This window comes from Propionibacterium australiense (genome assembly GCF_003666605.1).
Classification (GTDB): Bacteria; Actinomycetota; Actinomycetes; order Propionibacteriales; family Propionibacteriaceae; genus Propionibacterium; species Propionibacterium australiense.
This window is the reverse complement of the sequence record NZ_RCIV01000009.1, coordinates 1-24932: the sequence shown is the minus strand read 5'-3', so window position 1 is coordinate 24932 and position 24932 is coordinate 1. Positions and strand designations below refer to the sequence as shown.

Genomic DNA, 24932 nt, shown 5'->3' with positions numbered 1-24932 from the left:
CGACCGTGTCTACCTACAGCCCGAAGCCTGGCGACGTCACCAGGGCCTGGCATGTCATCGATGCCGAGGACGTCGTGCTCGGCCGTCTCGCCGTGACCGCTGCCACCTTGCTGCGCGGCAAGAACAAGCCAACCTACGCACCGCACATCGACACCGGTGACTTCGTCGTCGTCGTCAACGCCTCCAAGGTCGCCCTGACCGGCAAGAAGCGCACCGACTCGCTGCGCTACAACCACTCCGGCCGCCCCGGTGGACTGCGCGTCACCTCGATCGGTGAACTCCTCGAGAAGGATCCCCGCCAGGCCATCGAGCGCGCCGTCTGGGGCATGATGCCGAAGAACAAGCTGAGCCGTCAGCAGATGAGGAAGCTGAAGGTCTACGCCGGCCCGGAGCACCCGCACAAGGCCCAGGCGCCCCAGCCCTACCAGATCACCCAGATCGCGCAGTGAGTGAGGAGTTGACTGTGTCTGAGACCCTGAACGAGGACATCGAGACCGGCACGACGCCGTTCACCGACGAGAGCAACCGCGAGATCGCCTACCGCTCCGACTCCGCAGGCGCCGCCTCGTCTGTCGCCGAGCGCCCCGCCGTCATCGCCCCCGGTGCCGGCACCGGCCGCCGCAAGGAGGCCGTGGCGCGCGTACGCCTGGTGCCGGGCACCGGCGCCTTCCAGGTCAACGGCCGCACCCTCGATGAGTACTTCCCCAACAAGGTGCACCAGCAGCTCATCAACGAGCCGTTCGTCGCCGCCGGCGCAGCCGGTGCCTATGACGTCATCGCCCGGATCGATGGTGGCGGGACGACCGGTCAGGCCGGTGCCCTGCGCCTTGGTATCGCCCGGGCCCTCAACGCCATCGACGCCGAGGCCAACCGTCCGGCCCTGAAGAAGGCCGGCCTGCTCACTCGCGACGCCCGCGTCAAGGAGCGCAAGAAGGCCGGTCTCAAGAAGGCCCGCAAGGCCCCGCAGTACTCCAAGCGCTGATCACATCCGGCACGTCTCCCGCAGGCCCGGCCCCGCACCATGGGGCCGGGCCTGCGGCGTGTGAGCCCGGGCGGGTTCCCCTGGCGCCGGGCGCCTGGTCGTCGTGGCGTCCGTCCCACTCGTGGCGTGCTGCGCCGACTGCGGCTGCGGCTGTGAGTAGAGTTCCCCCATGGCTCGATTGTTCGGAACCGACGGCGTCCGTGGGGTCGCCAACGGTGATCTCACCGCAGAACTCGCCCTCGACCTGTCCGTCGCCGCAGCCCACGTGCTCGGTGAGGCCGGTGCCTTCGACGACCGCCGACCGGTGGCGATCGTCGGCCGTGACACCCGCATCTCCGGCGAGTTCCTGCAGGCGGCCGTCATGGCCGGCCTGGCCAGCGCCGGCGTGGACGTCATCGACGTCGGCGTCATCCCGACCCCGGGCCTGGCCCACCTGGTAGCCGCGCAGGAGGTCGACCTGGGGGTCATGCTCTCGGCCAGCCACAACCCGATGCCCGACAACGGCATCAAGTTCTTCGCCCGCGGTGGCGTCAAGCTCGACGACGCCATCGAGGACGCCATCCAGGAGCACCTGGGTGAGGACTGGGAGCGCCCCACCGGCGCGGCGGTCGGTCACATCCGCGTCGACGACGAACTCCTGGGCACCTACATCGACCACCTCGTCGCCTCCCTCGGCGAGGTGAGCCTGAAGGGCCTGCGCGTCGTCCTCGACTGCGCCAACGGCGCCTCCTCGGTCACCGCGGTCCCGGCCTTCGAGGCCGCCGGCGCCGAGGTCATCGGCATCCACTGCAGCCCGGACGGGCTCAACATCAACGACGGCTGCGGCTCGACGCACATCGAGAGCCTGCAGGCCGAGGTCCTCGCCCGGCACGCCGACCTCGGGTTCGCGTTCGACGGCGACGCCGACCGCTGCCAGGGCGTCGATGCCCAGGGCAACTGGGTCGACGGCGACCAGATCATGGCCATCCTGGCCCTGGGACTGCAGGCCGAGAACAAGCTCGCCGACAACACCCTGGTCGCCACGGTCATGAGCAATCTCGGGCTCATCGTCGCCATGCGCGAGCACGGCATCCACGTCGACCAGACCAAGGTCGGCGACCGCTACGTGCTCGAGAACATGGCGGCCAACGGCTTCACCCTCGGCGGCGAGCAGTCCGGCCACGTCATCATGAGCGAGTTCGCCACCACCGGCGACGGCGTGCTGACCGGCCTGCACGTGGCTGCCGCGGTAGCCAAGAGCGGCTCGACGCTCGCCGAGCTGGCGGGCGTCATGACCCGGCTGCCGCAGGCCCTGGTCAACGTCCCGGACGTGGACAAGCTGCGCGCCGCCCTCGACCCCGTCATCACCAGCCAGGTCGCCACGACCAGCAAGGAGCTCGGCGACACCGGACGTGTCGTGCTGCGGCCCAGCGGCACCGAACCGCTCGTACGGGTCATGGTCGAGGCCGCCACCCAGGAGCAGGCCGACGAGATCGCCCACCGGCTGGCCGGTGTCGTCGCCGAACGCGTCGGCCTCACGTAGCCCAGACCGTCCGGCCGGCAGGGGGCCACGGCGCCCGATCCCGCGCGAGCGGGCAGCGGTCCGCCCCTGCCGGATCAGATCTTGCGGATCCGCACCGTCGAGATGCGGTGGTCCGGGCCCTTGCGCAGGATCACCGTGGCCCGCGGGCGGGTCGGGGCGATGTTCTCGCGCAGATTGGGCCGGTTGATCCCCGCCCACACCTGGTGGGCGAGGTCCCCGAACGCCTCATCGCTCAGATGGGCGTAGGCCTTGAAGAAGCTGCTCTCCTCGGCGACGGCCTCGCGCCGGTAGGCGAACTGGCGTTCGACGTACCAGCGTTCGATGTCGGCCTCGTCGGCGTCCACGTAGACCGAGAAGTCGATGAAGTCGCTGATCGCCACCGACGTGCGGTCGCCGTGCCCGGCCCGGGCGGGCTGCAGCACGTTGAGGCCCTCGAGAATGAGGATGTCGGGGCTGTGGATCTGCTCGCGCTCGCCGGGGACGATGTCGTAGAGCGTGTGGGAGTAGACCGGTGTCGACACGTCGGGGCGGCCCGACTTCACGTCCATGACGAACCTCAGCAGGGCGCGCAGGTCGTAGCTCTCCGGGAAACCCTTGCGCTGCATCAGTCCCCGGGCCTCGAGCTCGGCATTCGGCATGAGGAAACCATCGGTCGGCACCAGGACGACGTGCGGGTGGTTCTCGCCGCGGGCCAGCAGTTCACGCAGCAGGCGGGCCGTCGTCGACTTGCCGACGGCCACCGAGCCGGCGACACCGACGATGAGCGGGGTGCGCGGCGTCGTGTCCGGGCTCAGCCCGAGGAAGCGGTTCTGGGCGCCCCACAGGCGCCCCCGGTTGGTCCGGTGCAGTTCGATGAGCTGGCTCAGCGGCAGGTAGACCTGCTCGACGTCGGACTCGTCGGTGGGGTCGTCCAGCTCGCGCAGGTACTCGATCGTCGCGCGATCGAGGCTGAGCGGGGAGTCACCGGCCAGCTGCGACCACTGCGCGCGCGGGATCTCGAGCCAGGGGCCGCCGCGTCTGCTGGTGCTGCGGGTCGTCTCCTCCGGGGGCTGCTCGCTGCCGGGGCCGGGTTCTCGTGAGTCCTGCACCCGTGAAAGCCCACCACGTCGAGCCGAGGATGTCCACTCGACCCGACGGCGGCGGTCGGTGAGAAGGTCCCGCGGGCAGCCGCGAGGCCACCGGTTGCAGCCACGACCCGCCTGCCCCGGCCCGCGGCCCGATACCCCTAGAGTAGGGGGCATGTGCGGAATCATTGGTTACGTCGGCCCCCAGCAGGCCGTGAACGTCATCGTCGAGGGTCTGCGTCGTCTCGAGTACCGCGGTTATGACTCCGCCGGTGTCGCCGTCGGTGCCGACGGCCGTATCGAGTGGCGCAAGAAGGCCGGCAAGATCACCAACCTCGACGAGGAACTGGCCGCCAGGCCACTGCCGGCCTCGACCATCGGCATCGGCCACACCCGCTGGGCCACCCACGGCGGCCCCACCGACACGAACGCGCACCCTCACCTGTCGCAGGACGGCCGGGTCGCGCTCGTCCACAACGGCATCATCGAGAACTTCGCCCAGCTGCGCGCCGAGCTGGCCGCCGAGGGCGTCCCCTTCGCCTCGGAGACCGACACCGAGGTCGCCGCCGCACTGCTCGGCCACGTCCTGGCCTCGGCAGGTGACCTGGCCGACGCCATGCGCCGGGTCTGCTCCCGGCTCGAGGGCGCCTTCACGCTCGTCGCCATCGACGCGCAGGACCCCACCCGCGTCGTCGCGGCCCGCCGCAACTCGCCGCTGGTCGTCGGCGTCGGCGAGGGCGAGAATTTCCTCGCCTCCGACGTGGCCGCCTTCATCGAGCACACCCGTGACGCCATCGAACTCGGCCAGGACCAGGTGGTCGTCATCACCGCTGACTCCATCGAGGTCACCGACTTCGACGGCGCCCCGGTCGAGGTCAAGCCGTACCACATCGACTGGGACACGACGGCCGCCGAGAAGGCGGGCTACGACTGGTTCATGCGCAAGGAGATCTTCGAGCAGCCCCGGGCCGTGGCCGACACCCTGCTCGGGCGCTACTCCGACCACGGCGAGCTCGTCCTCGACGAGATCCGCATCAGCCCCGAGATGCTGCGCCGGGTCAACAAGATCATCATCATCGGCTGCGGCACCGCCTACTACGCGGGCATGGTCGCCAAGTACGCCATCGAGCACTGGGTGCGGATCGGCTGCGAGGTCGAGCTGGCCAGCGAGTTCCGCTACCGCGACCCCATCGTCGACGCCGGCACCCTGTGCGTGGCCATCAGCCAGTCCGGCGAGACCGCCGACACCCTGCAGGCCATCCGGCACGCCCGCGAGCAGGGGGCGAAGGTCATCGCCATCTGCAACACGAACGGCTCGACGATCCCGCGCGAGTCCGACGCCGTGATCTACACGCACGCGGGCCCCGAGATCGGCGTCGCCTCCACCAAGGGCTTCCTCACCCAGCTCATCGCCTGCTACCTGCTCGGCCTGTTCCTCGCCCAGGTGCGCGGCATGAAGTACGGCGACGAGATCAGGGCCATCATGGACGAGCTGGCCGGGATGCCGCAGAAGGTGCAGCAGGTGCTGGACGGCGCCGACGGCATCTACGAGCTGGCCCACCAGATGGTCGACCAGGGCGACTACGTCTTCCTCGGCCGTCACGTCGGCTACCCGGCCGCCATGGAGGGCGCGCTCAAGCTCAAGGAGATCGCCTATCTGCACGCCGAGGGCTTCGCCGCCGGCGAGCTCAAGCACGGCCCCATCGCCATCATCAACCCCGGCATGCCGGTCTTCGTCATCGTCCCGCCGGCCGGCCGCGACCAGCTGCACGACAAGGTCGTCAGCAACATCCAGGAGGTGCGCGCCCGCGGCGCCCGCACCATCGTGCTGGCCGAGGAGGACGACACCGAGGTCGACGCCTACGCCGAGCGGATCATCCGCCTGCCCAAGGTGAGCACCCTGCTGCAGCCGGTCCTGGCCGTCGTGCCGCTCCAGCTGTTCGCCTGCGAGCTGGCCACGGCGCTCGGCAACGACGTCGACCAGCCCCGCAACCTGGCCAAGTCGGTCACCGTCGAGTAGGAGGGACGGGCCATGATCATCGGCGTGGGCATCGACGTCTGCTCGGTCGAACGCTTCAGCGCCATGCTGAAACGCCGTCCCGGGGTGCTGGAGCGCCTGCTCAACCCCGACGAGCGCCTCGCCCACGGGCTGCCGCGCTCGCCGGAGTCGCTGGCCGCCCGCTTCGCGGCGAAGGAGGCGCTGGCGAAGGCGCTCGGCGCGCCCGGGAACCTGTCGTGGCTCGACGCCGAGGTGGTCGTCGGCGAGGACCGCCGGCCCGTGCTCGAGGTGCGCGGCACGGTGAAGGCCCGCGCCGACGAACTGGGCGCCACCGTCTTCCACCTGTCACTCAGCCACGACGGCCCGGTGGCCACCGCCCTCGTCATCGCCGAGGCGCGCTGAGATGCGTCCGGTCGCCACCGCCGCCCAGATCAGGGCGGCCGAGCAGGCCTGGTTCGACGCCCACCCGGGCCAGGACCTCATGGAGACGGCCGCGTCACACGTGAGCGCCGCCGCCCTCGACATGCTCGGCGGGGCGGCCGGTGCCCGCGTCCTCGTCGTCGTGGGGCCCGGCAACAACGGCGGGGACGGCCTGTACGCGGCCCGCGACCTCGCGGCCAGGGGCGTCGACGTCGCGCTGTGGTTCACCGCGGAGCACCGCCACGAGTCCGGCAGCGCGGCCGCCGCGGGCGCCGGGGCCCGCGAGGTCGACGCCGCCGCGGCCATCGCGGCCCTGCCCGAGGCCGACCTGGTCGTCGACGCCGTGCTCGGCATCGGCGGGCGGCCCGGCCTGCGTCGGCCGGTCGCCGAGTTCGCCCGCGCCTGCACCGACCTGGCCGTGCCGGTCCTGGCCGTCGACGTGCCTTCCGGCCTGGACGCCGACCTGCCCGGCGCCGAGCATCCCGCCTGCTTCACCGCCACCCGCACCGTCACCTTCGGTGCGCTCAAACCCTGCCACGTCGCCCAGCCCGCCGCCGGGCACTGCGGCCGGGTCGAGGTGGCCGACATCGGCATCACCGTCACCGAGCCCACCGTGTTCGCCGCCGAGCGCTGCGACGTGGCCGCCCGCTGGCCCGTTCCCGGACCGGAGTCCGACAAGTACGCCCGCGGCGTCCTCGGCATCGACACCGGCTCGGCCCGTTACCCGGGCGCCGGCGTCCTCACCGCCACCGGAGCCCTGTACGCCGGGGCCGGTTTCGTCCGCTGCTGCGCGCCCGATCCGGTGCCCGCCATGGTCACCGCGGCGCTGCCCTCGGTCACCGTCGGCCCGGGGCGGGTGCAGGCCTGGGTGGTCGGCTCCGGATGGGGCGAGCCCGGACACAACGCGGGGCGCCTGGCGGCAAGGCTCGGTGACGGGGCACCGCTCGTCCTTGACGCCGATGCCCTGGCCGAGCTGCCCACCGCGCTGCCCGCCGGGTGCCTGGCGACCCCTCACGCCGGCGAGCTGGCCCGCATGCTCGGCCGTGACCGCGCCGACGTGGTCGCCGACCCGGTCGTCTCGTGCCGCGCCGCCGCCGACAGGTTCGGCGTGACGGTGCTGCTCAAGGGCGCCACCCAGTACGTCGCCGAACCCGGCGGCCGCGTCACCATCGCCCTGCCCGGCCCGGCATGGACGGCGCAGGCCGGTTCGGGGGACACGCTCGCCGGCATCTGCGGCACGCTGCTCGCCGCCGGGATGGGCGCACGCTGGGCCGGCGTGCTGGGGGCGAGCGTCCAGGCGCTCGCCGCGGCCGCCCATCCCGGGCCCTACCCGCCCGACGAGCTCGCCCGCACCCTGCCCGCGCTCATCGCCCGGCTCGCCGACGAGGCCCGGCTCGCCGCTGAGCCCCGTGCCACTGGTCGCTGACCGGTTCTCCCACGGCCCGCGGGCTTGGCCGGGGCAGGTACCGTGGTGAGACGTTGCGCGAGGTGCGCATGAGGGGCCCGCCGGGAATCATCGAGACAGGGCTTCTGTGCTCTGCTCTTCCTGAAAGTCCTTATGTCTCACTCATCAGATGCCGGTCGCCGCCGTCGCGGCCGGGACGCCAGTGCCGGCCGCGGAAACCGCTCGCGTGGCCGCGACGGAAACCGGAAACGCAGCCGCGGCTGGGGCCGCGACGAGTGGGAGGCCGCCACGGGCCGGCCCCTGCGCCGCCGCAGGACATGGGATCACGGCGGCGGGTGCGGAAGGCAGCGCCCGTCCAGTGCCTCCTCCAGTGGCCGCGCCGAGGACCGGCGGCGTCCCGGCGACGAGCGTGGCCAGGGCACGGGGCGCCGTGGCGACGCCACGAGATGGACCGACGAGCGCCACGGCGGCCGACGTGATGACTTCCGGGGCGACCGCCGCGCCGGGGGAGAGCGGGAGGACGGACGCCGGGCAGGCAGATCCGGCAGCCCTCGTGATCGCCGCGCCGCCCGGACGCCCCATGGCGCGGACCGGGCCGCCGAGGGCGGCGTTTCCCGATGGCATCAGGGGTTCGACGCGCACTCCGGGACCCGGAGGCGGCCGGCGGACACCGGCCCGGCCGACGGTCCCGATGGTGCCGGCGAAACCCGCACCGGCGCCGGGCACGGTGGGCAGGCCGAGCACCCGCACGGCCGAGCGGGACGGGACAAGGGCCCGCGCCGGCCGAAGCGGGGTCCGCGCTTCACCGAACTCGGCGTGCCCGAGGCCCTCGTCGCCGTCCTCGACGCCCAGGGCATCAGCACGGCCTTCCCGATCCAGGCGGCCGCCATCCCCGACGCGATGAGCGGACGCGATCTGCTCGGCCGCGGCCAGACCGGTTCGGGCAAGACCCTCGCCTTCGGCCTGCCCACCCTCACCCGGCTGGGGCGCGGCGGCGCCGCACCGGAGCGGCCCCGCGCCGTCCTGCTCGCCCCGACCCGCGAACTGGCCATGCAGGTGCACGACGTGCTGCGCCCGCTGGCCGAGGCCGCCGGCATCCGCACCGTGCTCGTCGCCGGCGGCATGAGCTACACCCCGCAGCTGCGGGCCCTGCGCACTGGCGTCGACGTCGTCGTGGCCACGCCAGGCCGCCTCATCGACCTCATGGAGCAGCAGGCCGCCGGGCTCGACAGGGTCGAGACCGTCGTCCTCGACGAGGCCGACGAGATGGCCGACCTGGGTTTCATGCCGGAGGTCACCCGTATCCTCGACGAGGTGCCGGCCGGCGCCCAGCACCTGCTGTTCAGCGCCACCCTCGACGAGCAGGTCGACGAACTCGTGCGCCGCTACCTCGACGACCCGGTCGTGCACGGCGTCGACGCCGCCCGGGCCTCGGTCACGACGATGCGCCACCAGGTCTGGGCCGTCAGCGCCCGCGAGAAGAGGGACGTCATCGCGCAGGCCGTCAACCGGTCGGGCCGCACCATCGTCTTCGTCCGCACCCAGCGCGACGCCGACGAGACCGCCGAGCGGCTGCGCGGGGCCGGCGTCACTGCCGGCGCCCTGCACGGCGGTCTGCCCCAAGGCATGCGCGCCCGCGTCCTGCACGCCTTCCGTACCGGCACGGTGCCGGTGCTCGTGGCCACCGACGTGGCCGCCCGCGGCATCGACGTCGACGACGTCTCGCTCGTCCTGCAGGCCGACCCGCCCCACGACGGCAAGGACTACCTGCACCGCGCCGGGCGCACTGCCCGGGCCGGCACCGACGGCCTGGTCGCCTCCATCGTGCTGCCCCGCCAGCGCCGCCGGATGGACCGCATCCTGCGCGAGGCCGGCGTGCACGAGCGCCCGCGCGGCGTGCGCCCCGGGGAACGACTCACCGAGCTGACCGGCGGAACCGCGCCCGGTGGCGAACCGGTCACCGCCGAGCAGTACAAGGCCCTCATCGCCCCGCCGCGCCCGGCCCGCAGGAAGGGCGGCCGCCGTGGCGGACGGCCGTACCGGCGCAAGCACCCCAAACGCTGAGCCGACCCGGGTCGCAGCCCCCGCGCCCCAGCCCGTCGCCCGATCGAGGAGAGGAGAACTGGGCATGAACCCGAGTTATTTCAGGATCAAACTGGCCAGGGACGAGGCGATGGAGCGGTTGTGCGACTGGCACGGAGGAGCCGTCAGGGAGGAGATCGAGGTGGAGTCCACCAAGGCCGTCTCGGTCGCGGTCGACGAGAACGGACTGTGGAAGGGGGCCTGCCTGTACGTCCACGAGAACGCGGGCTGGACCGTCTTCGAGGACCTGTCCGGCCACCACTGCTTTGTCGACGCCGAGGCCTGGAAGGCCTTCGCCGGGGACGACTCACTGGTGGTCGCCGGGTACGACGAAGCCCTGCTGTGCGCCGAGCTCGTGGTCATCGAGGACGGGACCGTGGTGAAGAATTTCGCCGAATTCGACGACGCCCCGGAGGAGAACGTGAATCAGGGCACTGGTTTCGACGAGATACGCAGCTGGGTGGACGTGGCGTCCTTCGTCGACGACGATGACCTGGTTTATTCCGGCGATGGCGCGGTCATCATATTCTGAACATCGCACGAGCCGCCCCCGGTCGGTGACGCGTCGTCGAGGCGGCTGTGGTTCCAATCATGCGGGCCGGAGCCCCCGACCCGGAGGGCTTTCCCCGACAGGGGCCACGGTCGCCGTCCGGTCATCAGATCAGGCCCGGGCGGGTCACTCACTAGACTGGACCGACGTGACCGATGACGACGTGCAGCTGAGACTGGCGGGCACGCAGGACGCGCCCGCCATGCTCGGCATCATCCACGCGGCGTTCGGGGCCAGACGCAAACTCGCCACGCCGCCCGAGGCGCTGAGCGACACCGTCGACGACGTGCGCGCCCGCATCGCCGACTGCGGCGGCATCGTCGCCTCCGTCGGCGGCCGAGACGCGGCCTGCCTGCTCATGAGCGTCCCCGGCCCGGGCACGCTCATGGTGCACCGGGTCAGTGTCCTGCCCGGCTTTCAGCACGCCGGGCTCGCCGCACTCATCGTCCGCGCCGCAGGGGAGTGGGCCGCCGAGCAGGGCCTGCACCGGCTCCAGCTCATGGCCCGCACCGACCTGCCCGAGGTCATCGGCTGGTGGCGCTCCCACGGCTTCACCAGCGACCACGAGGTGCCCGGCGGCCTCATCCTGAGCATCGACCTGCCCACTGCCGTCACCGTGCCCACGGCCGAGGACATGCGCCGTCTCGGCGCACTGCTCGCCCGGCGACTGCGCGCCGGGGACCTGCTCGTCGCCAACGGCGAACTCGGCGCCGGCAAGACCACCCTCGCCCAGGGGATCGGCGCCGGCCTCGACGTCGACGGACCGGTCATCTCACCCACCTTCGTCCTGTCGAGGGTGCACCGCGCCCGCGGCACCGGCCCCGACCTCGTGCACGTCGACGCCTACCGGATGGGCTCGGCCGCCGAGCTCGAGGACATCGACCTCGATGCCTCCATGGCCGACTCGGTCACCCTCGTCGAGTGGGGTGCCGGGATGGCCGAGCAGCTGGCCCCCGACCGGCTCGACATCGACATCGTCCGCAGCGCCGACCCGGCCGACGACACCCGCACCGTCTACCTCACCGGCCACGGCGACCGCTGGGCCGGCGAGGACCTGCACCGCCTGCGCGACGAACTCGCCGTGTCGGCCGAGGCCAGGGAGGCCCGATGAGCACCGAACCGACGAACCAGCCGGTCGGCTGGACGCTGGGGGTCGACACGTCGACCGTCGTCACCGCCGGCCTGGCCCGCGACGGCCGCGCCGTCGCCTCCGAACAGGTCGGCGACAACCACTCGCACGCCGAACTGCTCGTGCCGACCATCCAGGTGATCCTGGCGGGCGCGGGCATCGGCTGGGCGGACCTCGCCGCGATCGGTGTCGGGGTGGGGCCCGGCCCGTTCACCGGGCTTCGGGTGGGCGTGGCCACCGCCGTCACCGCCGGCATCGCGGCCGGCCTGCCCGTCAAGGGCGTGTGCAGCCTCGACGTCATCGCCGCCCAGTGGGCCGCCTCCGGCTCCCCGCGGGACGTCGTCGTCACCTCGGACGCCCGCCGCAAGGAGCTCTACTGGGCCACCTACCGGGACGGCCGGCGCGTCGGCCAACCGCAGGTGAGCGCCCCGGCCGCCCTTCCCGAGCTGCCCACCGCCGGACCCGGCGTCCTGGCCTACCCGGAGCTGCTCACCGCCCGCCACCCGGCCGACGCGCCGCTGGGGCTCGACGCCGGCTTCCTCGCCGCCCACCTGCACGAGCTGCCCGACGCCGGCCTGGAACCGCTGTACCTGCGCACACCCGACGCCGCACCGCCCAGCGCCCGCAAGTCGGCGCTCACCGGCCGCCGCCACCGCCTGCGCCCCGGGGCGGCACGGTGAGCACCGCCGTGGGCCGGGCGGCGCCCGCCGAGACCCTCGACGCCGGCCAGCTGCCCGAGCTGCTCGTGCTGGAGGACTCCGGTTTCCCCCCGCGCGAGCGCTGGGGCGCACAGTCGTGGACGAGCGAGTTGAGCCGCCCCGCCAACCAGTGCCTGGGGCTGCGCTCCGGCGGCCGGCTGGTCGCCGCCGGCCTCATCGGCGTGCTCCACGAGGACGCCGAACTGCTGCGCATCGTCGTCGCCCCGGCCCACCGCGGCCGGGGCCTGGCCACCGGCCTGCTCGCCCGGCTGCTCGCCGCGGCGGCCGTGGCAGGGGCCCGCCGGATGCTGCTCGAGGTGCGCCACGACAACACACCGGCGCTGGCCCTCTACGAGCGGGCCGGTTTCACCCGCACCGGCGTGCGCGCGAACTACTACGGTCCGGGTGCCGACGCCCTCCTCATGCAGGCCGTGGTCACCCCACCGGACACGAACCGCCCCGGCGCGGCGGAAGGAGGACGGCCATGAGCGAACCGCTCGTGCTGGGTATCGAGTCCAGCTGCGACGAGACCTCGGTGGGCATCGTGCGCGGCGAGCAACTGCTCGCCAACGAGGTCGCCAGCTCCATGGAACTGCACGCCCGCTTCGGCGGCGTCGTGCCCGAGGTCGCCTCGCGCGCCCACCTGGAGGCCATCGGCCCCACGCTGCGCCGCGCGGTCGGGACGGCAGGCGTCGACCTGTCCGAGCTCGACGCCGTCGCCGTCACCGCCGGTCCCGGCCTCATGGGCTCCCTCGTCGTCGGGCTGGCCGCGGCGAAGAGCCTCGCCGCGGTCCTCGGCAAACCGTTGTACGGGCTCAACCACCTCGTCGGCCATGTCGCCGTCGACCTGCTCGACCACCCCGACGGCGAACCGGCCCGCCCCCTGGCCCGGCCCACCCTCGCGCTGCTCGTCTCGGGCGGCCACACCCAGCTGCTCAGGGTGGGGGACATCACCAGCGACGTCGCAGAGATCGGCACGACGATCGACGACGCCGCCGGCGAGGCCTACGACAAGGTCGCGCGCCTGCTCGACCTGCCCTACCCCGGCGGGCCGGCCATCGACGAGGCCGCCCGGGGCGGCGACCCGCGGGCCATTCGTTTCCCGCGCGGCCTCACCGCGCCCCACGACATGGCGCGGCACCGCTTCGACTACTCCTTCTCGGGCCTCAAGACGGCCGTCGCCCGCTGGGTCGAGACACGCCGCCTCGAAGGAGGCCAGATCCCGGTAGCCGACGTGGCCGCCTCGTTCCAGGAGGCCGTCGCCGACGTCATCTCCGCCAAGGCCGTCGACGCCGCCCGGTACCACGGCATCGAGCACATGATCATCGGCGGAGGAGTGGCGGCGAACTCGCGGCTGCGCGGGCTGCTCGGCGAGCGCACCGCGGCGGCGGGCATCGAGCTGCGCCGCCCCCGACCGGGGCTGTGCACCGACAACGGCGCCATGATCGCCGTGCTCGGCGCCCAGGTCGTCAAGGCCGGCCTGGAACCGTCCGGCCTGGGCATCGGCGCCGACTCGGGGCTGCCGGTCGGAAACGTCGTCGTCCGCGACTGACCCGCCGCCGCAGGCCGGGCCCGACGGCCCGCGGGGCGTGCGTCCGGCTACCGGGGCCGCCGGGTCATGCCCCTGGCGGTTCACCGATACCGTTGGCCCCATGAGTGCACACACCACTGAGCCCTCCGGTCACATCTGGCGCCGCCCGGTGCCGCTGATCGGCGACGCGACGAGCTCGGCCGAACGCGACGACGACGTCACCGGCTGGGCGTTCGACGACGCCACCCGCGCCGCCCTGGACCGGGTCATCGGCGCCCGCCGCGACATCCGCCGCTACCGGCCCGACGACGTGGCCGACGAACTCGTCCGCGCCGTCATCGAGGCGGGCCACGGCGGCCCCAGCGTCGGCCAGTCCCAGCCGTGGCGGTTCATCGTCGTGCGCGACCGCCGCACCCGTGAGCGCGCCGCCCTCATGGCCGACCGCGAACGGCTGCGCCAGGCCGACGGCCTGACGCCCGAACGGAAGTCCCGGCTGCTCGACCTGCAGCTGGAGGGCATCCGGGAGGCCCCGCTCGGCATCGTCGTGGCCTGCGACCGGCGCACCCCCGCCTCGGGCGTGCTCGGCCGCAACACCTTCCACGACGCCGACCTGTGGAGCTGCGCCGCCGCCATCGAGAACATGTGGCTGACCGCCCGCGTCGCCGGCCTCGGCATGGGCTGGGTGACACTCATGCGCCCCACCGAGCTCGCCGGTCTGCTGCACCTGCCCGCCGGCGTCGAGACCCTCGGCTGGCTGTGCCTGGGCTGGCCCGACGAACGCCCGCCCTTCCCCGGGCTGGAGCGGCGCGCCTGGTCGCACAAGCTGCCCCTGGACGAGGTGATCATGGCCGACCGCTGGCCCGAGAACGCCCCACAGCCGCCGGTGAGCGGGCTGCCCGGCGCCGCGCCGGCCCCCGAGGCCGCGCCGCCCGCCGCGGTGCCCGAACCCGACCCGTCCTCGCCGCTGTGGAGCGAGATCGCCGCCCCCGACCAGCGCCACGTCGTGGCGGCCCGCGACCGGGCCGACGACCTGCTCACCCCGCCCGGCTCACTGGGCAAGCTCGACCAGGCGCTCGACCGGATGGTCGCCGTCACCGGTGAGGACGTCACCGGCGGCACCCTCGTCCTCGCCGCCGCCGACCACCCGATCATCGAGCACCGGGTCTCGGCCTTCGACCAGTCGGTGACCCGCGAGGTCATGGACGCCGCGGCCGCCGGCCGCGCTGTCGGCGTCGTCACCGCGGCCGGCGCCGGCCTGGACACGATCCTCGTCGACGCGGGTGTCGCGGGCGAACCCCTGGCCGGCGTCGAACAGCTGCGCCCGGCCGGCCCCCGCGGCGACCTGGTGACCGCCCCGGCCATGACCGGCGAGGACACTGCTCGGCTCATCGCGGCCGGGCGAGAACTGGGCCGGCGTGCCGCCGCCCGGGGGCTCGTCGTGCTCGGCGAGATCGGCGTGGCCAATACGACGATCGCCTCGGCCCTGGCCTGCGCGCTCACCGGCATCGGCCCCGAGCAGGCCGTCGGCATCGGGGCCGGCTCGGACGCGGCGATGATCGACCACAAGGCCGAGGTGCTGCGCGCCGTGTTCGGACGCGTTGATCCGCAGGCGCTGCGCACCGACCCGGCCCGCGCCCTCACCGAGGTCGGCGGCCCGGAGTTCGCGGTGCTCGCCGGGGTGACGGTCGGTGCCGCCGAGGCCGGTGCGATGGTCGTGCTGGACGGCCTGGCCACCTCGGTCGCCGCCCTGGCGGCCGTCGAGGTGAACCCGGCCGTCCAGTCCTACCTGGTCGCCGGGCAGGTCAGCCGCGAGTCCTGCCACCAGGCGGTGCTCACCGAACTGGGCCTGGAGCCGCTGCTCGACCTGCGGCTGCGCGCCGGCGAGGGAGTCGGCGCGTCCCTGGCCGCCCAGAGCCTGCTCACCGGCCTGGCCGTGCGCCGTGGCGCCGGCCGCACCCGTTGACAGGCGGTGGCTCCCGTGATCTGCCCGCAGCTGACCACCCTGGCCTTCGTCCTGCACCCCGACGGCGAGCGGGTGCTCATGGTGCACCGCGTCGCCCGTCCCGACGACGACCAGCTCGGCAAGTACAACGGCCTGGGCGGCAAGGTGGAACGCGACGAGGACGTGGCAGCCGGCATGAAGCGCGAGCTGCGGGAGGAGGCCGGCATCGAGGTCGACGACATGAGGCTGGCCGGCACCGTCAGCTGGCCCGGCTTCAACCCGGACGGCTCGGACCAGTTCGGTTTCGTCTTCCTCGTCCACCGCTGGCACGGCGAGGTGCCGGCGGCGAACGAGGAGGGCCCGCTCACCTGGGAACGCATCGACGAGCTCGGCCGGCTGGAGATGTGGGAGGGCGACCGCTACTTCGTGCCGCTCGTCTTCGACCCGCAGGTGCCGCAGTTCCACGCCGTCATCCCCTACGAGAACGGCCACCCGACCGGCGCCAGCTGGACGGTCCTGGCCTGAGCACGACGGGCCGCGGCCCGGATCTCCGGGCCGCCCGGCCCCGTCCGCCGCTGCGGTGCCGGACGGTCCGCCCGGTGGCGGGCACAAATTTTAGTGGTGAAGTGAATTGACTGCGTGTGTCCGTCGAAAAATTTCGTCGTCTATTGTGGGTTCAACAGTTCTTTGTCCGGTGCGTCCCCCTTGGACGCTGACCGATCAGGAGAACCATGGGAGCCTTCATCGCCTCGCGCTGGGCCGACATCGCGTTCCGCATGTACCAGCACGCCAGCCTCGTCGTCCAGTCCGTGCTGCTCGCCGCCGTCATCGCCATCGTCCTGGCCGTCGTCGTCACGAGCGTGCCGCGGCTCGAACCGGTCGCCAACGCCATCTCGACCATCGGTCTGACGATCCCGTCCTTCGCGCTGCTGGGCCTGTTCATCCCGCTGTTCGGCATCGGCACCGTCACCTCGGTGGCCGTCGTCACCTTCTACGCGACGTTGCCCATCCTGCGCAACGCCGTGGTGGGACTTCTGGGCGTCGACTCGGCACTCATCGAGTCGGCCCGCGGCATGGGCATGAAGCCGCTCGCGGTCTTCCTGCGGGTGCAGCTGCCGCTGGCCTGGCCCGTCATCCTCACCGGTCTGCGCGTCTCGACGCAGATGTCGATGGGCGTGGCGGCCATCGCGGCCTACGTGCTCGGCCCCGGGCTCGGCTCGTACATCTTCACCGGGCTGACCCAGATCGGTGGCAGGAACGCACTCAACTACGCCCTGGTCGGCACCGTCGGCGTCGTGGTCGTCGCACTCATCGCCGACGCCGTGCTCGCCCTGCTCGGGCGGGTCACCATCTCGAAGGGAATCCGCGCATGAGCACAGCCAGTACCGACAACACCAGGGGCAGCGAGATCGTCTTCACCGACGTCGTCAAGCGGTACCCGGGCCAGACCGAGCCGGCCGTCGACCACCTCAGCCTGACCATCGACGCGGGCGAGTTCGTCACCTTCGTCGGCCCGTCCGGCTGCGGCAAGACGACGAGCCTCAAGATGATCAACCGCCTCATCGAACCCACCAGCGGCACGATCACCATCGACGGCCAGGACACCCGCGAACTCGACCCCGACACCCTGCGCCGTCGCATCGGCTACGTCATCCAGGGCGGCGGACTGTTCCCGCACATGACCGTCGCAGCCAACATCGCGGTCGTCCCCCATCTGCTGAAGTGGGACAGGAAACGCATCAGGCGGCGCACCGACGAACTGCTCGAACTGGTCGGTCTCGACCCGTCCGCCTATCGGGACCGCTACCCCAGGGAGCTGTCCGGCGGCCAGCAGCAGCGCGTCGGCGTGGCCCGGGGACTGGCCGCCGACCCGCCCGTCCTGCTCATGGACGAGCCCTTCGGCGCGGTCGACCCGATCACCCGTTCGCGTCTGCAGGACGAACTGCTGGACGTGCAGTCCAAGCTGCACAAGACGATCGTGTGCGTCACCCACGACATCGACGAGGCCATCAAACTCGGCGACCGGATCTGCGTCATGGCCGAGAACGGGCGCATCGCCCAGTACGACACCGCCTCGGAGATCCTCGCCAACCCCGCCAGCGACTTCGTCGCGGACTTCACCGGTGCCGGCTCGGCCCTCAAGCAGCTGGCCCTGGAGAAGGTCTCCTCGATCCGGCTGGAACCGGCCGTCCTCGTCCACGTCGGTGACCCGGTCCCCGAGGTGCTGGAGCGGGCGCGCCGGAACGACACGGATCAGGTCATCGTCCTGGACGCCGACGACGCCATCGTTGACTGGTACTGGACGGTCAACCTGCGCGGCCCTGTCGTGCGCGCCCGGCCCGGCCGCCAGCCCATCCTGCTCAGCAAGGACTCCAGCCTCGACACGGTGCTCGACGCCCTGGTCACCTCGCTGCACGAGGGCGCCATCATCGTCGACGAGAACGAGCACTTCCTCGGCATCGCCACCTTCAACGAGGTGACCGCGCACGTGCGCCGCGTCAATGCCGCGCCCGAGGCGGTCAGGGACCATGAGGCCGGCCGGGCCTCGGGACACAGACCCGCCGGACCGTCCCAGGGGCAGGAGCGCCCATGAGCATGGACAGGAACGAACGCCAGCTGTTCTGGGGCATCCCCGTCATCGTCGTCGCCGGGGCCCTGATCTGGGTGCTCTGGCGCGCCACCGCCGACCTCGACGACATCGAGTCCCGCCAGCTGGCGTGGGGGACCGTCGGCACCCTGCTCGGCGAGCACGTGGTGCTCACCCTCATCTGCGCCGCCGTCGTCCTCGTCGTGGGCGTGCCGCTGGGCATCGCTCTGACCAGGCCCGGTATCCGCCGCGTCACACCCGCCGTGCTCGCCGTCGCCAACGCCGGCCAGTCCGCGCCGGTCATCGGACTGGTCGTCCTGCTCGCCATGGCCATGGGCTTCGGCACGCCGACCGCCGTCGTCGCGCTGAGCATCTACGCCTTCCTCCCGGTGCTCGCCAATACGATCACCGGGCTGCAGGGGGTCGACCCGGCCCTGGTGGAGGCCGGCCGGGGCATGGGCATCTCGTCGCTGGGCGTGCTGCTGCGCATCGAGCTGCCACTGGCCTCGAAGGTCATCCTCGCGGGCATCCGCACCGCGCTGGTGCTGCTCGTCGGCACCGCCAGTTTTGCCACCTTCATCAACGCCGGTGGCCTGGGTGCCCTCATCCAGACCGGCATCTCCCTGTTCCGATTCCGCATCCTCATCTCCGGTGCCGTGATCGTGGCGCTGCTCGCCCTGCTCGTCGAATGGCTCGGGCAGGTCATGGAGATGGTCGTCGCACCGAAGGGGCTGTGAGATGGAGCACGTGAAGAACCTGGCCGGCCGGCTCCGGGCCCTGCTCGCCGTGCCCGCCCTCGCCCTGGCCATCGTGCTCAGTGCCTGCGGGCTGGGCACCTCCGGCGGTTTCACCCGCACCGGCGAGCTCGCCGGCGAGCTCGCCGGCATCGACCTGAGCGGCGTGAGCGTCAAGGCGGGTTCCAAGGCCTTCACCGAGCAGCTCGTGCTCGGCAAGATCGCCGTCATCCTGCTCCGGTCGGCCGGGGCCGACGTGTCGGACCTCACCGGTATCCCCGGCTCCTCGTCCTCGCGTCAGGCGCTGCTGAGCGGCCAGATCGAGATGCTGTGGGACTACAGCGGAACCGGCTGGATCAGCTATCTCGGCCACACCGATCCCGTCCCCGGCGAGCAGGCCCAGTACGAGGCCGTGCGCGACGAGGACCTGCTCAACGGCCTGGTGTGGCTGCCGCCGACACCGGCGAACAACACCTACGGCATCGCCATCACCCAGAGCACCCGGAAGCGCCTGGGCATCACCAAGCTCTCCGACCTGGCCGGGCTCGACCCCTCGGAGCTGAGCTTCTGCCTGGACACCGAGTTCAACAACCGCAACGACGGGTTCGAGCCGCTGGCCCGGACCTACGGCATTGACCTGGGCTCGTCCCGGCGCATGCTCATGGACGTCGGCGCCATCTACTCGGCGACGGCCGAGGGGGTGTGCACCTTCGGTGAGATCTTCACCACCGACGGACGCATCAAGTCGCTCGACCTGGTGGTCCTCGAGGACGACCTGGAGTTCCTGCCGAACTACAACGTGTCGATGATCATCCGACAGGACACCTACGCACAGCACACCGAGGCCTACGACCGGTTGTTCGGCGCCGTCACCGAACTGCTCACCGACGAGGAGCTCATCGCCATGAACGCCCAGGTGGACGTCGATGGCCGCGAGCCCGCCGACGTGGCCTACGAGTGGCTCGTGGCCAAGGGCCTCATCACCGAGTCGTGACCCCGGACCGCTCTGGCACTCGGTTTGATCGAGTGCTAAAGCAGGTATAGCTTTGGTTCTGGCGCTCCCGGCAGGGGAGTGCCAGCCCAGGGGATGGCACCGCGACGACGTCCTCCTGGTCAATCCACCACTGACAGGAATTCGCGCCGCATGGCGCTGACTAGTGAGAAAGGGGTTTGACGTGGCCACCACGATCAAGCCGCTCGAGGACCGCGTCCTCGTTCTGCCGCTGGAAGCCGAGACCACCACCGCCTCCGGCCTGGTGATCCCCGACACCGCAAAGGAGAAGCCGCAGGAGGGCAAGGTCATCGCCGCCGGCCCGGGCCGCATCGACGACAAGGGCGCTCGCGTCCCCATGGACGTCGCCGAGGGTGACGTCATCATCTTCAGCAAGTACGGCGGCACCGAGGTCAAGTACGACGGCAAGGACTACCTCCTGCTCAATGCCCGCGACATCCTCGCGGTCGTCGAGAAGTAAGGCGGGCCCGTACTCATGGCAAAGCAGCTTCAGTTCGACGAGGAGGCCCGCCGCTCCCTCGAGCGCGGTGTCGACATCCTCGCCAACACCGTCAAGGTGACACTCGGCCCCAAGGGCCGCTACGTCGTCCTCGACAAGTCGTGGGGCCCCCCGACGATCACCAACGACGGCGTGACCGTCGCCAAGGAGGTCGAACTCGAGGACCCCTACGAGAACCTCGGCGCCCAGCTCGCCAAGGAAGTCGCCACCAAGACCAACGACATCGCCGGTGACGGCACCACCACCGCCACCGTCCTCGCCCAGGCGCTCGTCCACGAGGGCCTGCGCGCCGTGGCCGCCGGCACCAACCCGATCGGCCTCAAGCGCGGCATCGACAAGGCCGTTGCCGCCATCACCGACGCGCTCCACGAGGCGGCACGCGAGGTGCAGACCACCGAGGACATGGCCAACGTCGCCACCATCAGCTCCCGCGAGGAGGAGATCGGCCAGATCATCGCCGAGGCCTTCGACAAGGTGGGCAAGGACGGCGTCATCACCGTCGAGGAGTCCCAGACCCTGGGCACCGAGCTCGAGTTCACCGAGGGCATGCAGTTCGACAAGGGCTACATCTCCCCGTACTTCGTCACCGACCAGGACCGGATGGAGGCTGTCCTCGACAACCCCTACATCCTTATCAACGACGGCAAGATCTCGTCGATGAACGACCTGTTGCCGCTGCTCGAGAAGGTCATCGCCGCGAAGGGCCAGCTGGTCGTCATCGCCGAGGACGTCGACGGCGAGGCGCTGTCGACCCTCGTGGTGAACAAGATCCGCGGCACCTTCACCTCCGTGGCCGTCAAGGCGCCCGCCTTCGGTGACCGCCGCAAGGCGATCCTCGAGGACATCGCCATCCTCACCGGCGGCCAGGTCGTGTCCGAGACCGTCGGCCTCAAGCTCAACGAGGTCGGCCTCGACGTGCTCGGCCGCGCCCGCCGCGTGGTCGTCACCAAGGACAACACCACCATCGTCGAGGGCGCCGGCGAGGCCGACGCCGTCGAGGCGCGCGTCAAGCAGCTGCACGCCGAGATCGAGCGCACCGACTCCGACTGGGACCGCGAGAAGCTCAACGAGCGGGTCGCGAAGCTGGCCGGCGGCGTCTGCGTCATCCAGGTCGGTGCCGCCACCGAGGTGGAGCTCAACGAGAAGAAGCACCGCATCGAGGACGCCGTGTCCGCCACCCGCGCCGCGATCGAGGAGGGCATCGTCGCCGGCGGCGGCGCCGCCCTCATCCACGCGGCCTCGGCCGTCGACGCGCTGGACCTGTCCGGCGACGAGAAGGCCGGCGCCAAGATCGTGCAGCGGGCCGTCATCGAGCCGACCCGCTGGATCGCCGAGAACGGCGGCGAGCAGGGCTACGTCATCGTCTCGCGGATCGCCGAGATGGGTGTCAACGAGGGCTACAACGCCAAGACCGGCGAGTACGGCAATCTCATCGACCAGGGCGTCATCGACCCGGTGAAGGTCACGCGCTCGGCACTGGCCAACGCCGCCTCCATCGCGGGTCTGCTGCTCACCACCGAGACCCTCGTGGTGAACAAACCCGACGACGAGGACGACAAGTAAGCCGGACGACTCCGACGCTCAGTGGGGGCGGGCAGGACCTCAGGGTCCTGCCCGCCCCCACTGCGTCTGGGACCGGCCGAGGCTGCTGGGCGCCGGGCCCGAGCCGCGAGAACGTGTCCACTCCGAGGACTCGGGCCGGGGCCCGGGCGGGCTGAGCCCGGGGCGTGGAACGCACCGGCGGACCGCGATCCTGGGTGCCGCCGTCCCGCCACACCGCGCCGAGTCCGGGCGACTGGGGCACGCGTCGAGCCGACGGGGGAGGAGGCCTGAACGGCCAGGGGTCCGAATGGCATCCACGTGGTGTGAGGAAGGACCAGGAGCCCGTTCGGTGGAAAGGTTTCGTCCTGCGGGCAGGCACTAGACTGGGCCCACCGTCGAGGAGAGAGGTCATCACATGGTGTCGGAGCGGGGGAGCAGGCTTGAGGCGGAGCGCGCGGCGGGCGAGGTCGCGCCCTTGGCGTTGACCTTCGACGACGTCCTGCTCATTCCTCGCCAGACCGACGTGATCCCCTCCGAGGTCGACACGAGTTCGCGTCTGACCAGGCGCATCACCTTGCAGGTGCCGTTGTTGTCGGCCGCGATGGACACCGTCACCGAGGAGCGGATGGCGATCGCCATGGCCCGCGAGGGCGGGCTGGGTGTCATCCACCGCAATCTGTCGGTCGAGGAGCAGGCCGGCATGGTCGACCGGGTGAAGCGTTCGGAGGCCGGCATGGTCATCGAGCCGATCACGATCGGCCCGGATGCGACGCTGGCGGACGTGGACGAGTTGTGCGGCCAGTTCCACATCAGCGGGGTGCCGGTGGTCGACGAGGACATGCGGCTGCTGGGCATCATCACGAACCGGGACATGCGGTTCCAGTCCGACGCCTCACGTCCGGTGCGTGAGGTGATGACCCCGATGCCGCTCGTCACGGCGCCCGAGGGCATCGCCCCCGATGATGCGCTGGCGCTGCTGGCCAAGAACAAGATCGAGAAGCTGCCGCTCATCGACGCCGCGGGCCGGCTCAAGGGTCTCATCACGTTGAAGGACTTCGTGAAGTCCGACCAGTTCCCGCTGGCGAGCAAGGACGCGCAGGGGCGTCTGCGGGTGGGGGCGTCGATCGGTTTCTACGGTGATGCCTACGAGCGGGCGATGGCGCTCATCGAGGAGGGCGTCGACGTGCTCGTCGTCGACACCGCCCACGGCCACTCCAGGGCAGAGATGGACATGATCGCGCGCCTCAAGGCCGACCCGGCCGCTGAGGGCGTCGACGTCATCGGCGGCAACGTCGCCACGTTCGAGGCGGCGAAGGCGCTGTGCGAGGCGGGTGCCGATGCGGTCAAGGTGGGTGTGGGGCCCGGTTCGATCTGCACCACCCGGGTGGTCGCCGGCGTCGGTGTCCCGCAGGTCACGGCCATCGCCGAGGCTGCCCGGGCCTGCCGCCAGTACGGTGTCCCGGTCATCGGGGATGGTGGCCTGCAGTACTCCGGTGACGTCGCGAAGGCGTTCGTGGCGGGCGCAGACACGGTGATGCTGGGTTCGCTGCTGGCCGGCTGCGACGAGAGCCCGGGTGAGCTGGTCTTCATCAACGGCAAGCAGTTCAAGGAGTACCGGGGCATGGGTTCGTTGGGGGCGATGGCCACCCGTGGCCGCAAGATGAGCTACTCGAAGGACCGCTACTTCCAGGCCGACGTGACGAGCAACGACAAGATCGTGCCCGAGGGCATCGAGGGGCAGGTGCCCTACCGTGGCCCGCTGGGCGCGGTGGTCTACCAGCTCATCGGTGGTGTGCACCAGGCCATGTTCTACTCGGGTGCCCGCACGATCCCCGAGCTGCAGGAGCGGGGCCGTTTCGTGCGGATCACCTCGGCCGGCCTGCGCGAGAGCCACCCGCACGACATCCAGATGACCGTCGAGGCCCCGAACTACTCCTCGCACGACTGAACAGGGCACCCCGATTGAACCCTGAGATGGAGGGGACACGACGGGGGTGGGCTGAGTGTCAGGGGCAGCCGCCCGGTGGAGTGAATCACAGTGTGGCTAGGTGATTCGTCGTCTCTAAGCAGAAATCATGGCGCCAGTTGGTCGTGGTCGCATGGTGTCAGAGTCTGTCCGCATGATGAGGAGCTGGGTGGCCCCTGTGCGGCAGCTGGGACTAGCCTCGGTTGAGGTGATGCCCCACACCGGGGTGTCCTGTTCACCCCTATTGAGATGGAGGCATGATGAGCGGTCGTGTACTTTCGACGGAAGCGGCTCAGAACGCGATCAAGCAGATCGAGAGCACCACTAACGGTGGCCTGATGGATCAGCTGAACAACCTGAAGACTCAGGGCGAGATCCTGTGCGACAAGAGCAACTGGGACGGCCCGCTGGCCGACAAGTTCAGCGGCGATACCTGGCCTGCCACCCGAACCGCGCTGGACCAGATGGTCGAGAAGCTCAACGAGCTTCAGCGGCAGACGATGCAGATCTCGCAGGACATCTTCAGCGCCGGCGGCGCTGCCTGACACGCATGAGGGGTGCCGTCCCGGGGATCCGGGGCGGTACCCCTCATCTCTTTTCTTCCCCTCCTTCTTCCATTTCCACTATTTCTTGACTGCGTCCGGCCTGGCTTGAGCTGGTGGCCATGGCCTCGACTGCGCCTCATGGCATCCCACCACCCCCCCACCAGCGACATGAGGACATCTGATGGCTGAGTATTCGGACAAGCTTGGTGCGTATGACGAGCCGGTTGCGTTTGATGATGGTGCGGCTGACACGTTGAAGTCTGCTGCGACAACACTGTCGAGCACGCTGAAGACTCAGGCGACCTCGCGGTCGTCGTGGGCGACGACCGCGTTGACTGATTTCAAGGGTCATTACGCGGATGTGTTCGAGTCGAATGCGAAGGCGGCGTCGACGGATTGCACGAACATTGCCTCGGCCCTGGATGACCTGGCTGCCGAGGTGCAGAAGCTGAAGGAGGCCGCAACGGCCGAGAGGCAGCGCCGCAAGGAGGCGAAGGAGTGGGCGGACAGGCAGGACCGGGAGTCATTCTTGAAGGGCCTGTGGGATGGTTTCTGGGGGACAGATCAGCCGCCTGCGGGTCCGGACCAGGTGCCGTTGCCGGAGCCTCATGATCCGGTGACGACTCCGTGGTCTGAGCCGGCTCCGGGTGCCGCTGGTGGGGTGTCGTCGGCGTGTCCTGATGATCTGCGGGCGTATTCGTCGAACGTGTCGGGTGCGAATGA

Annotated in this window: 24 protein-coding genes; 23 read left to right on the top strand and 1 reads right to left on the bottom strand. The window is 71.2% G+C overall.

The features are described from left to right. The first annotated feature begins 5 nt into the window (after positions 1 to 5). The 3 genes from rplM (at position 6) to glmM (ending at position 2504) form a co-directional block, all read left to right on the top strand. Positions 6 to 449, top strand: coding sequence for a 50S ribosomal protein L13 (rplM, locus tag D9T14_RS08020; protein ID WP_119161686.1), 444 nt, complete (start codon positions 6 to 8; stop codon positions 447 to 449). Positions 450 to 463: 14 nt separating this feature from the next. Next, positions 464 to 982: a 30S ribosomal protein S9 gene (gene rpsI, locus D9T14_RS08015; RefSeq protein WP_119161685.1), complete on the top strand. Its 519-nt coding sequence runs from the start codon at positions 464 to 466 to the stop codon at positions 980 to 982. A 169-nt stretch (positions 983 to 1151) separates the two neighbouring features. Then, positions 1152 to 2504, top strand: coding sequence for a phosphoglucosamine mutase (glmM, locus tag D9T14_RS08010; RefSeq protein WP_119161684.1), 1353 nt, complete (start codon positions 1152 to 1154; stop codon positions 2502 to 2504). Between the two features lie 74 nt (positions 2505 to 2578). On the opposite strand, the gene coaA is transcribed toward glmM, so the two are convergent. After that, positions 2579 to 3499 (bottom strand): type I pantothenate kinase, encoded by a 921-nt coding sequence (gene coaA / locus D9T14_RS08005; protein WP_232012527.1) that lies wholly within the window; start codon positions 3497 to 3499, stop codon positions 2579 to 2581. 244 nt (positions 3500 to 3743) lie between these two features. On the opposite strand from coaA, the gene glmS reads away from it, so the two are divergent. The 20 genes from glmS to D9T14_RS07905 all read left to right on the top strand — a co-directional run. Further along, on the top strand, positions 3744 to 5588 hold the full coding sequence (glmS, locus tag D9T14_RS08000) for a glutamine--fructose-6-phosphate transaminase (isomerizing) (protein WP_119161682.1): 1845 nt from the start codon (positions 3744 to 3746) through the stop codon (positions 5586 to 5588). A gap of 12 nt (positions 5589 to 5600) precedes the next feature. Then, entirely contained in the window at positions 5601 to 5969 is a 369-nt protein-coding gene (locus D9T14_RS07995; RefSeq protein ID WP_119161681.1) for a holo-ACP synthase, read from the top strand. Position 5970: 1 nt separating this feature from the next. Further along, on the top strand, positions 5971 to 7413 hold the full coding sequence (locus tag D9T14_RS07990) for an NAD(P)H-hydrate epimerase (protein WP_119161680.1): 1443 nt from the start codon (positions 5971 to 5973) through the stop codon (positions 7411 to 7413). A gap of 132 nt (positions 7414 to 7545) precedes the next feature. Then, positions 7546 to 9456 (top strand): DEAD/DEAH box helicase, encoded by a 1911-nt coding sequence (locus D9T14_RS07985; RefSeq protein WP_119161679.1) that lies wholly within the window; start codon positions 7546 to 7548, stop codon positions 9454 to 9456. Positions 9457 to 9520: 64 nt separating this feature from the next. Beyond that, complete coding sequence (locus D9T14_RS07980; protein ID WP_119161678.1) at positions 9521 to 10006, top strand: hypothetical protein; 486 nt, start codon at positions 9521 to 9523, stop codon at positions 10004 to 10006. Between the two features lie 166 nt (positions 10007 to 10172). Continuing rightward, the gene (tsaE, locus tag D9T14_RS14370) at positions 10173 to 11135 is read left to right on the top strand and encodes a tRNA (adenosine(37)-N6)-threonylcarbamoyltransferase complex ATPase subunit type 1 TsaE (protein ID WP_310648476.1); all 963 of its coding nucleotides are present in this window, start codon (positions 10173 to 10175) and stop codon (positions 11133 to 11135) included. Next, positions 11132 to 11833, top strand: a complete 702-nt coding sequence (tsaB, locus tag D9T14_RS07970; RefSeq protein ID WP_119161677.1) for a tRNA (adenosine(37)-N6)-threonylcarbamoyltransferase complex dimerization subunit type 1 TsaB — start codon at positions 11132 to 11134, stop codon at positions 11831 to 11833. The genes tsaE and tsaB overlap by 4 nt, the downstream gene beginning before the upstream one ends. Then, positions 11830 to 12339, top strand: coding sequence for a GNAT family N-acetyltransferase (locus D9T14_RS07965; RefSeq protein WP_119161676.1), 510 nt, complete (start codon positions 11830 to 11832; stop codon positions 12337 to 12339). The genes tsaB and D9T14_RS07965 overlap by 4 nt, the downstream gene beginning before the upstream one ends. Continuing rightward, positions 12336 to 13403 carry a tRNA (adenosine(37)-N6)-threonylcarbamoyltransferase complex transferase subunit TsaD gene (gene tsaD / locus D9T14_RS07960; protein WP_119161675.1) on the top strand — a complete coding sequence of 356 codons (1068 nt, stop codon included), beginning with the start codon at positions 12336 to 12338 and terminating at the stop codon, positions 13401 to 13403. The genes D9T14_RS07965 and tsaD overlap by 4 nt, the downstream gene beginning before the upstream one ends. Positions 13404 to 13503: 100 nt before the next feature. Next, on the top strand, positions 13504 to 15345 hold the full coding sequence (gene bluB, locus D9T14_RS07955) for a 5,6-dimethylbenzimidazole synthase (RefSeq protein WP_119161674.1): 1842 nt from the start codon (positions 13504 to 13506) through the stop codon (positions 15343 to 15345). A gap of 15 nt (positions 15346 to 15360) precedes the next feature. Continuing rightward, positions 15361 to 15849 (top strand): NUDIX hydrolase, encoded by a 489-nt coding sequence (locus D9T14_RS07950; RefSeq protein WP_119161751.1) that lies wholly within the window; start codon positions 15361 to 15363, stop codon positions 15847 to 15849. Positions 15850 to 16055: 206 nt separating this feature from the next. Next, positions 16056 to 16697 carry an ABC transporter permease gene (locus D9T14_RS07945; protein WP_119161673.1) on the top strand — a complete coding sequence of 214 codons (642 nt, stop codon included), beginning with the start codon at positions 16056 to 16058 and terminating at the stop codon, positions 16695 to 16697. Next, a complete protein-coding gene (locus D9T14_RS07940; protein ID WP_119161672.1) occupies positions 16694 to 17917 on the top strand; it encodes an ABC transporter ATP-binding protein in 1224 nt (407 codons plus the stop codon). The genes D9T14_RS07945 and D9T14_RS07940 overlap by 4 nt, the downstream gene beginning before the upstream one ends. Then, the gene (locus D9T14_RS07935; RefSeq protein WP_119161671.1) at positions 17914 to 18648 is read left to right on the top strand and encodes an ABC transporter permease; all 735 of its coding nucleotides are present in this window, start codon (positions 17914 to 17916) and stop codon (positions 18646 to 18648) included. Before D9T14_RS07940 ends, D9T14_RS07935 begins: the two co-directional genes overlap by 4 nt. A gap of 1 nt (position 18649) precedes the next feature. After that, positions 18650 to 19639, top strand: coding sequence for a glycine betaine ABC transporter substrate-binding protein (locus tag D9T14_RS07930; RefSeq protein WP_182482062.1), 990 nt, complete (start codon positions 18650 to 18652; stop codon positions 19637 to 19639). A 181-nt stretch (positions 19640 to 19820) separates the two neighbouring features. Continuing rightward, positions 19821 to 20117 carry a co-chaperone GroES gene (groES, locus tag D9T14_RS07925; RefSeq protein WP_119161670.1) on the top strand — a complete coding sequence of 99 codons (297 nt, stop codon included), beginning with the start codon at positions 19821 to 19823 and terminating at the stop codon, positions 20115 to 20117. Between the two features lie 15 nt (positions 20118 to 20132). Continuing rightward, the gene (groL, locus tag D9T14_RS07920) at positions 20133 to 21719 is read left to right on the top strand and encodes a chaperonin GroEL (protein WP_119161669.1); all 1587 of its coding nucleotides are present in this window, start codon (positions 20133 to 20135) and stop codon (positions 21717 to 21719) included. A 394-nt stretch (positions 21720 to 22113) separates the two neighbouring features. Beyond that, the gene (gene guaB / locus D9T14_RS07915; protein WP_119161668.1) at positions 22114 to 23646 is read left to right on the top strand and encodes an IMP dehydrogenase; all 1533 of its coding nucleotides are present in this window, start codon (positions 22114 to 22116) and stop codon (positions 23644 to 23646) included. Positions 23647 to 23924: 278 nt separating this feature from the next. Next, positions 23925 to 24209 (top strand): WXG100 family type VII secretion target, encoded by a 285-nt coding sequence (locus tag D9T14_RS07910; RefSeq protein ID WP_119161749.1) that lies wholly within the window; start codon positions 23925 to 23927, stop codon positions 24207 to 24209. A gap of 181 nt (positions 24210 to 24390) precedes the next feature. Continuing rightward, the coding region (locus D9T14_RS07905) for a hypothetical protein (protein WP_220668343.1) at positions 24391 to 24932 on the top strand (542 nt) is incomplete at its 3' end.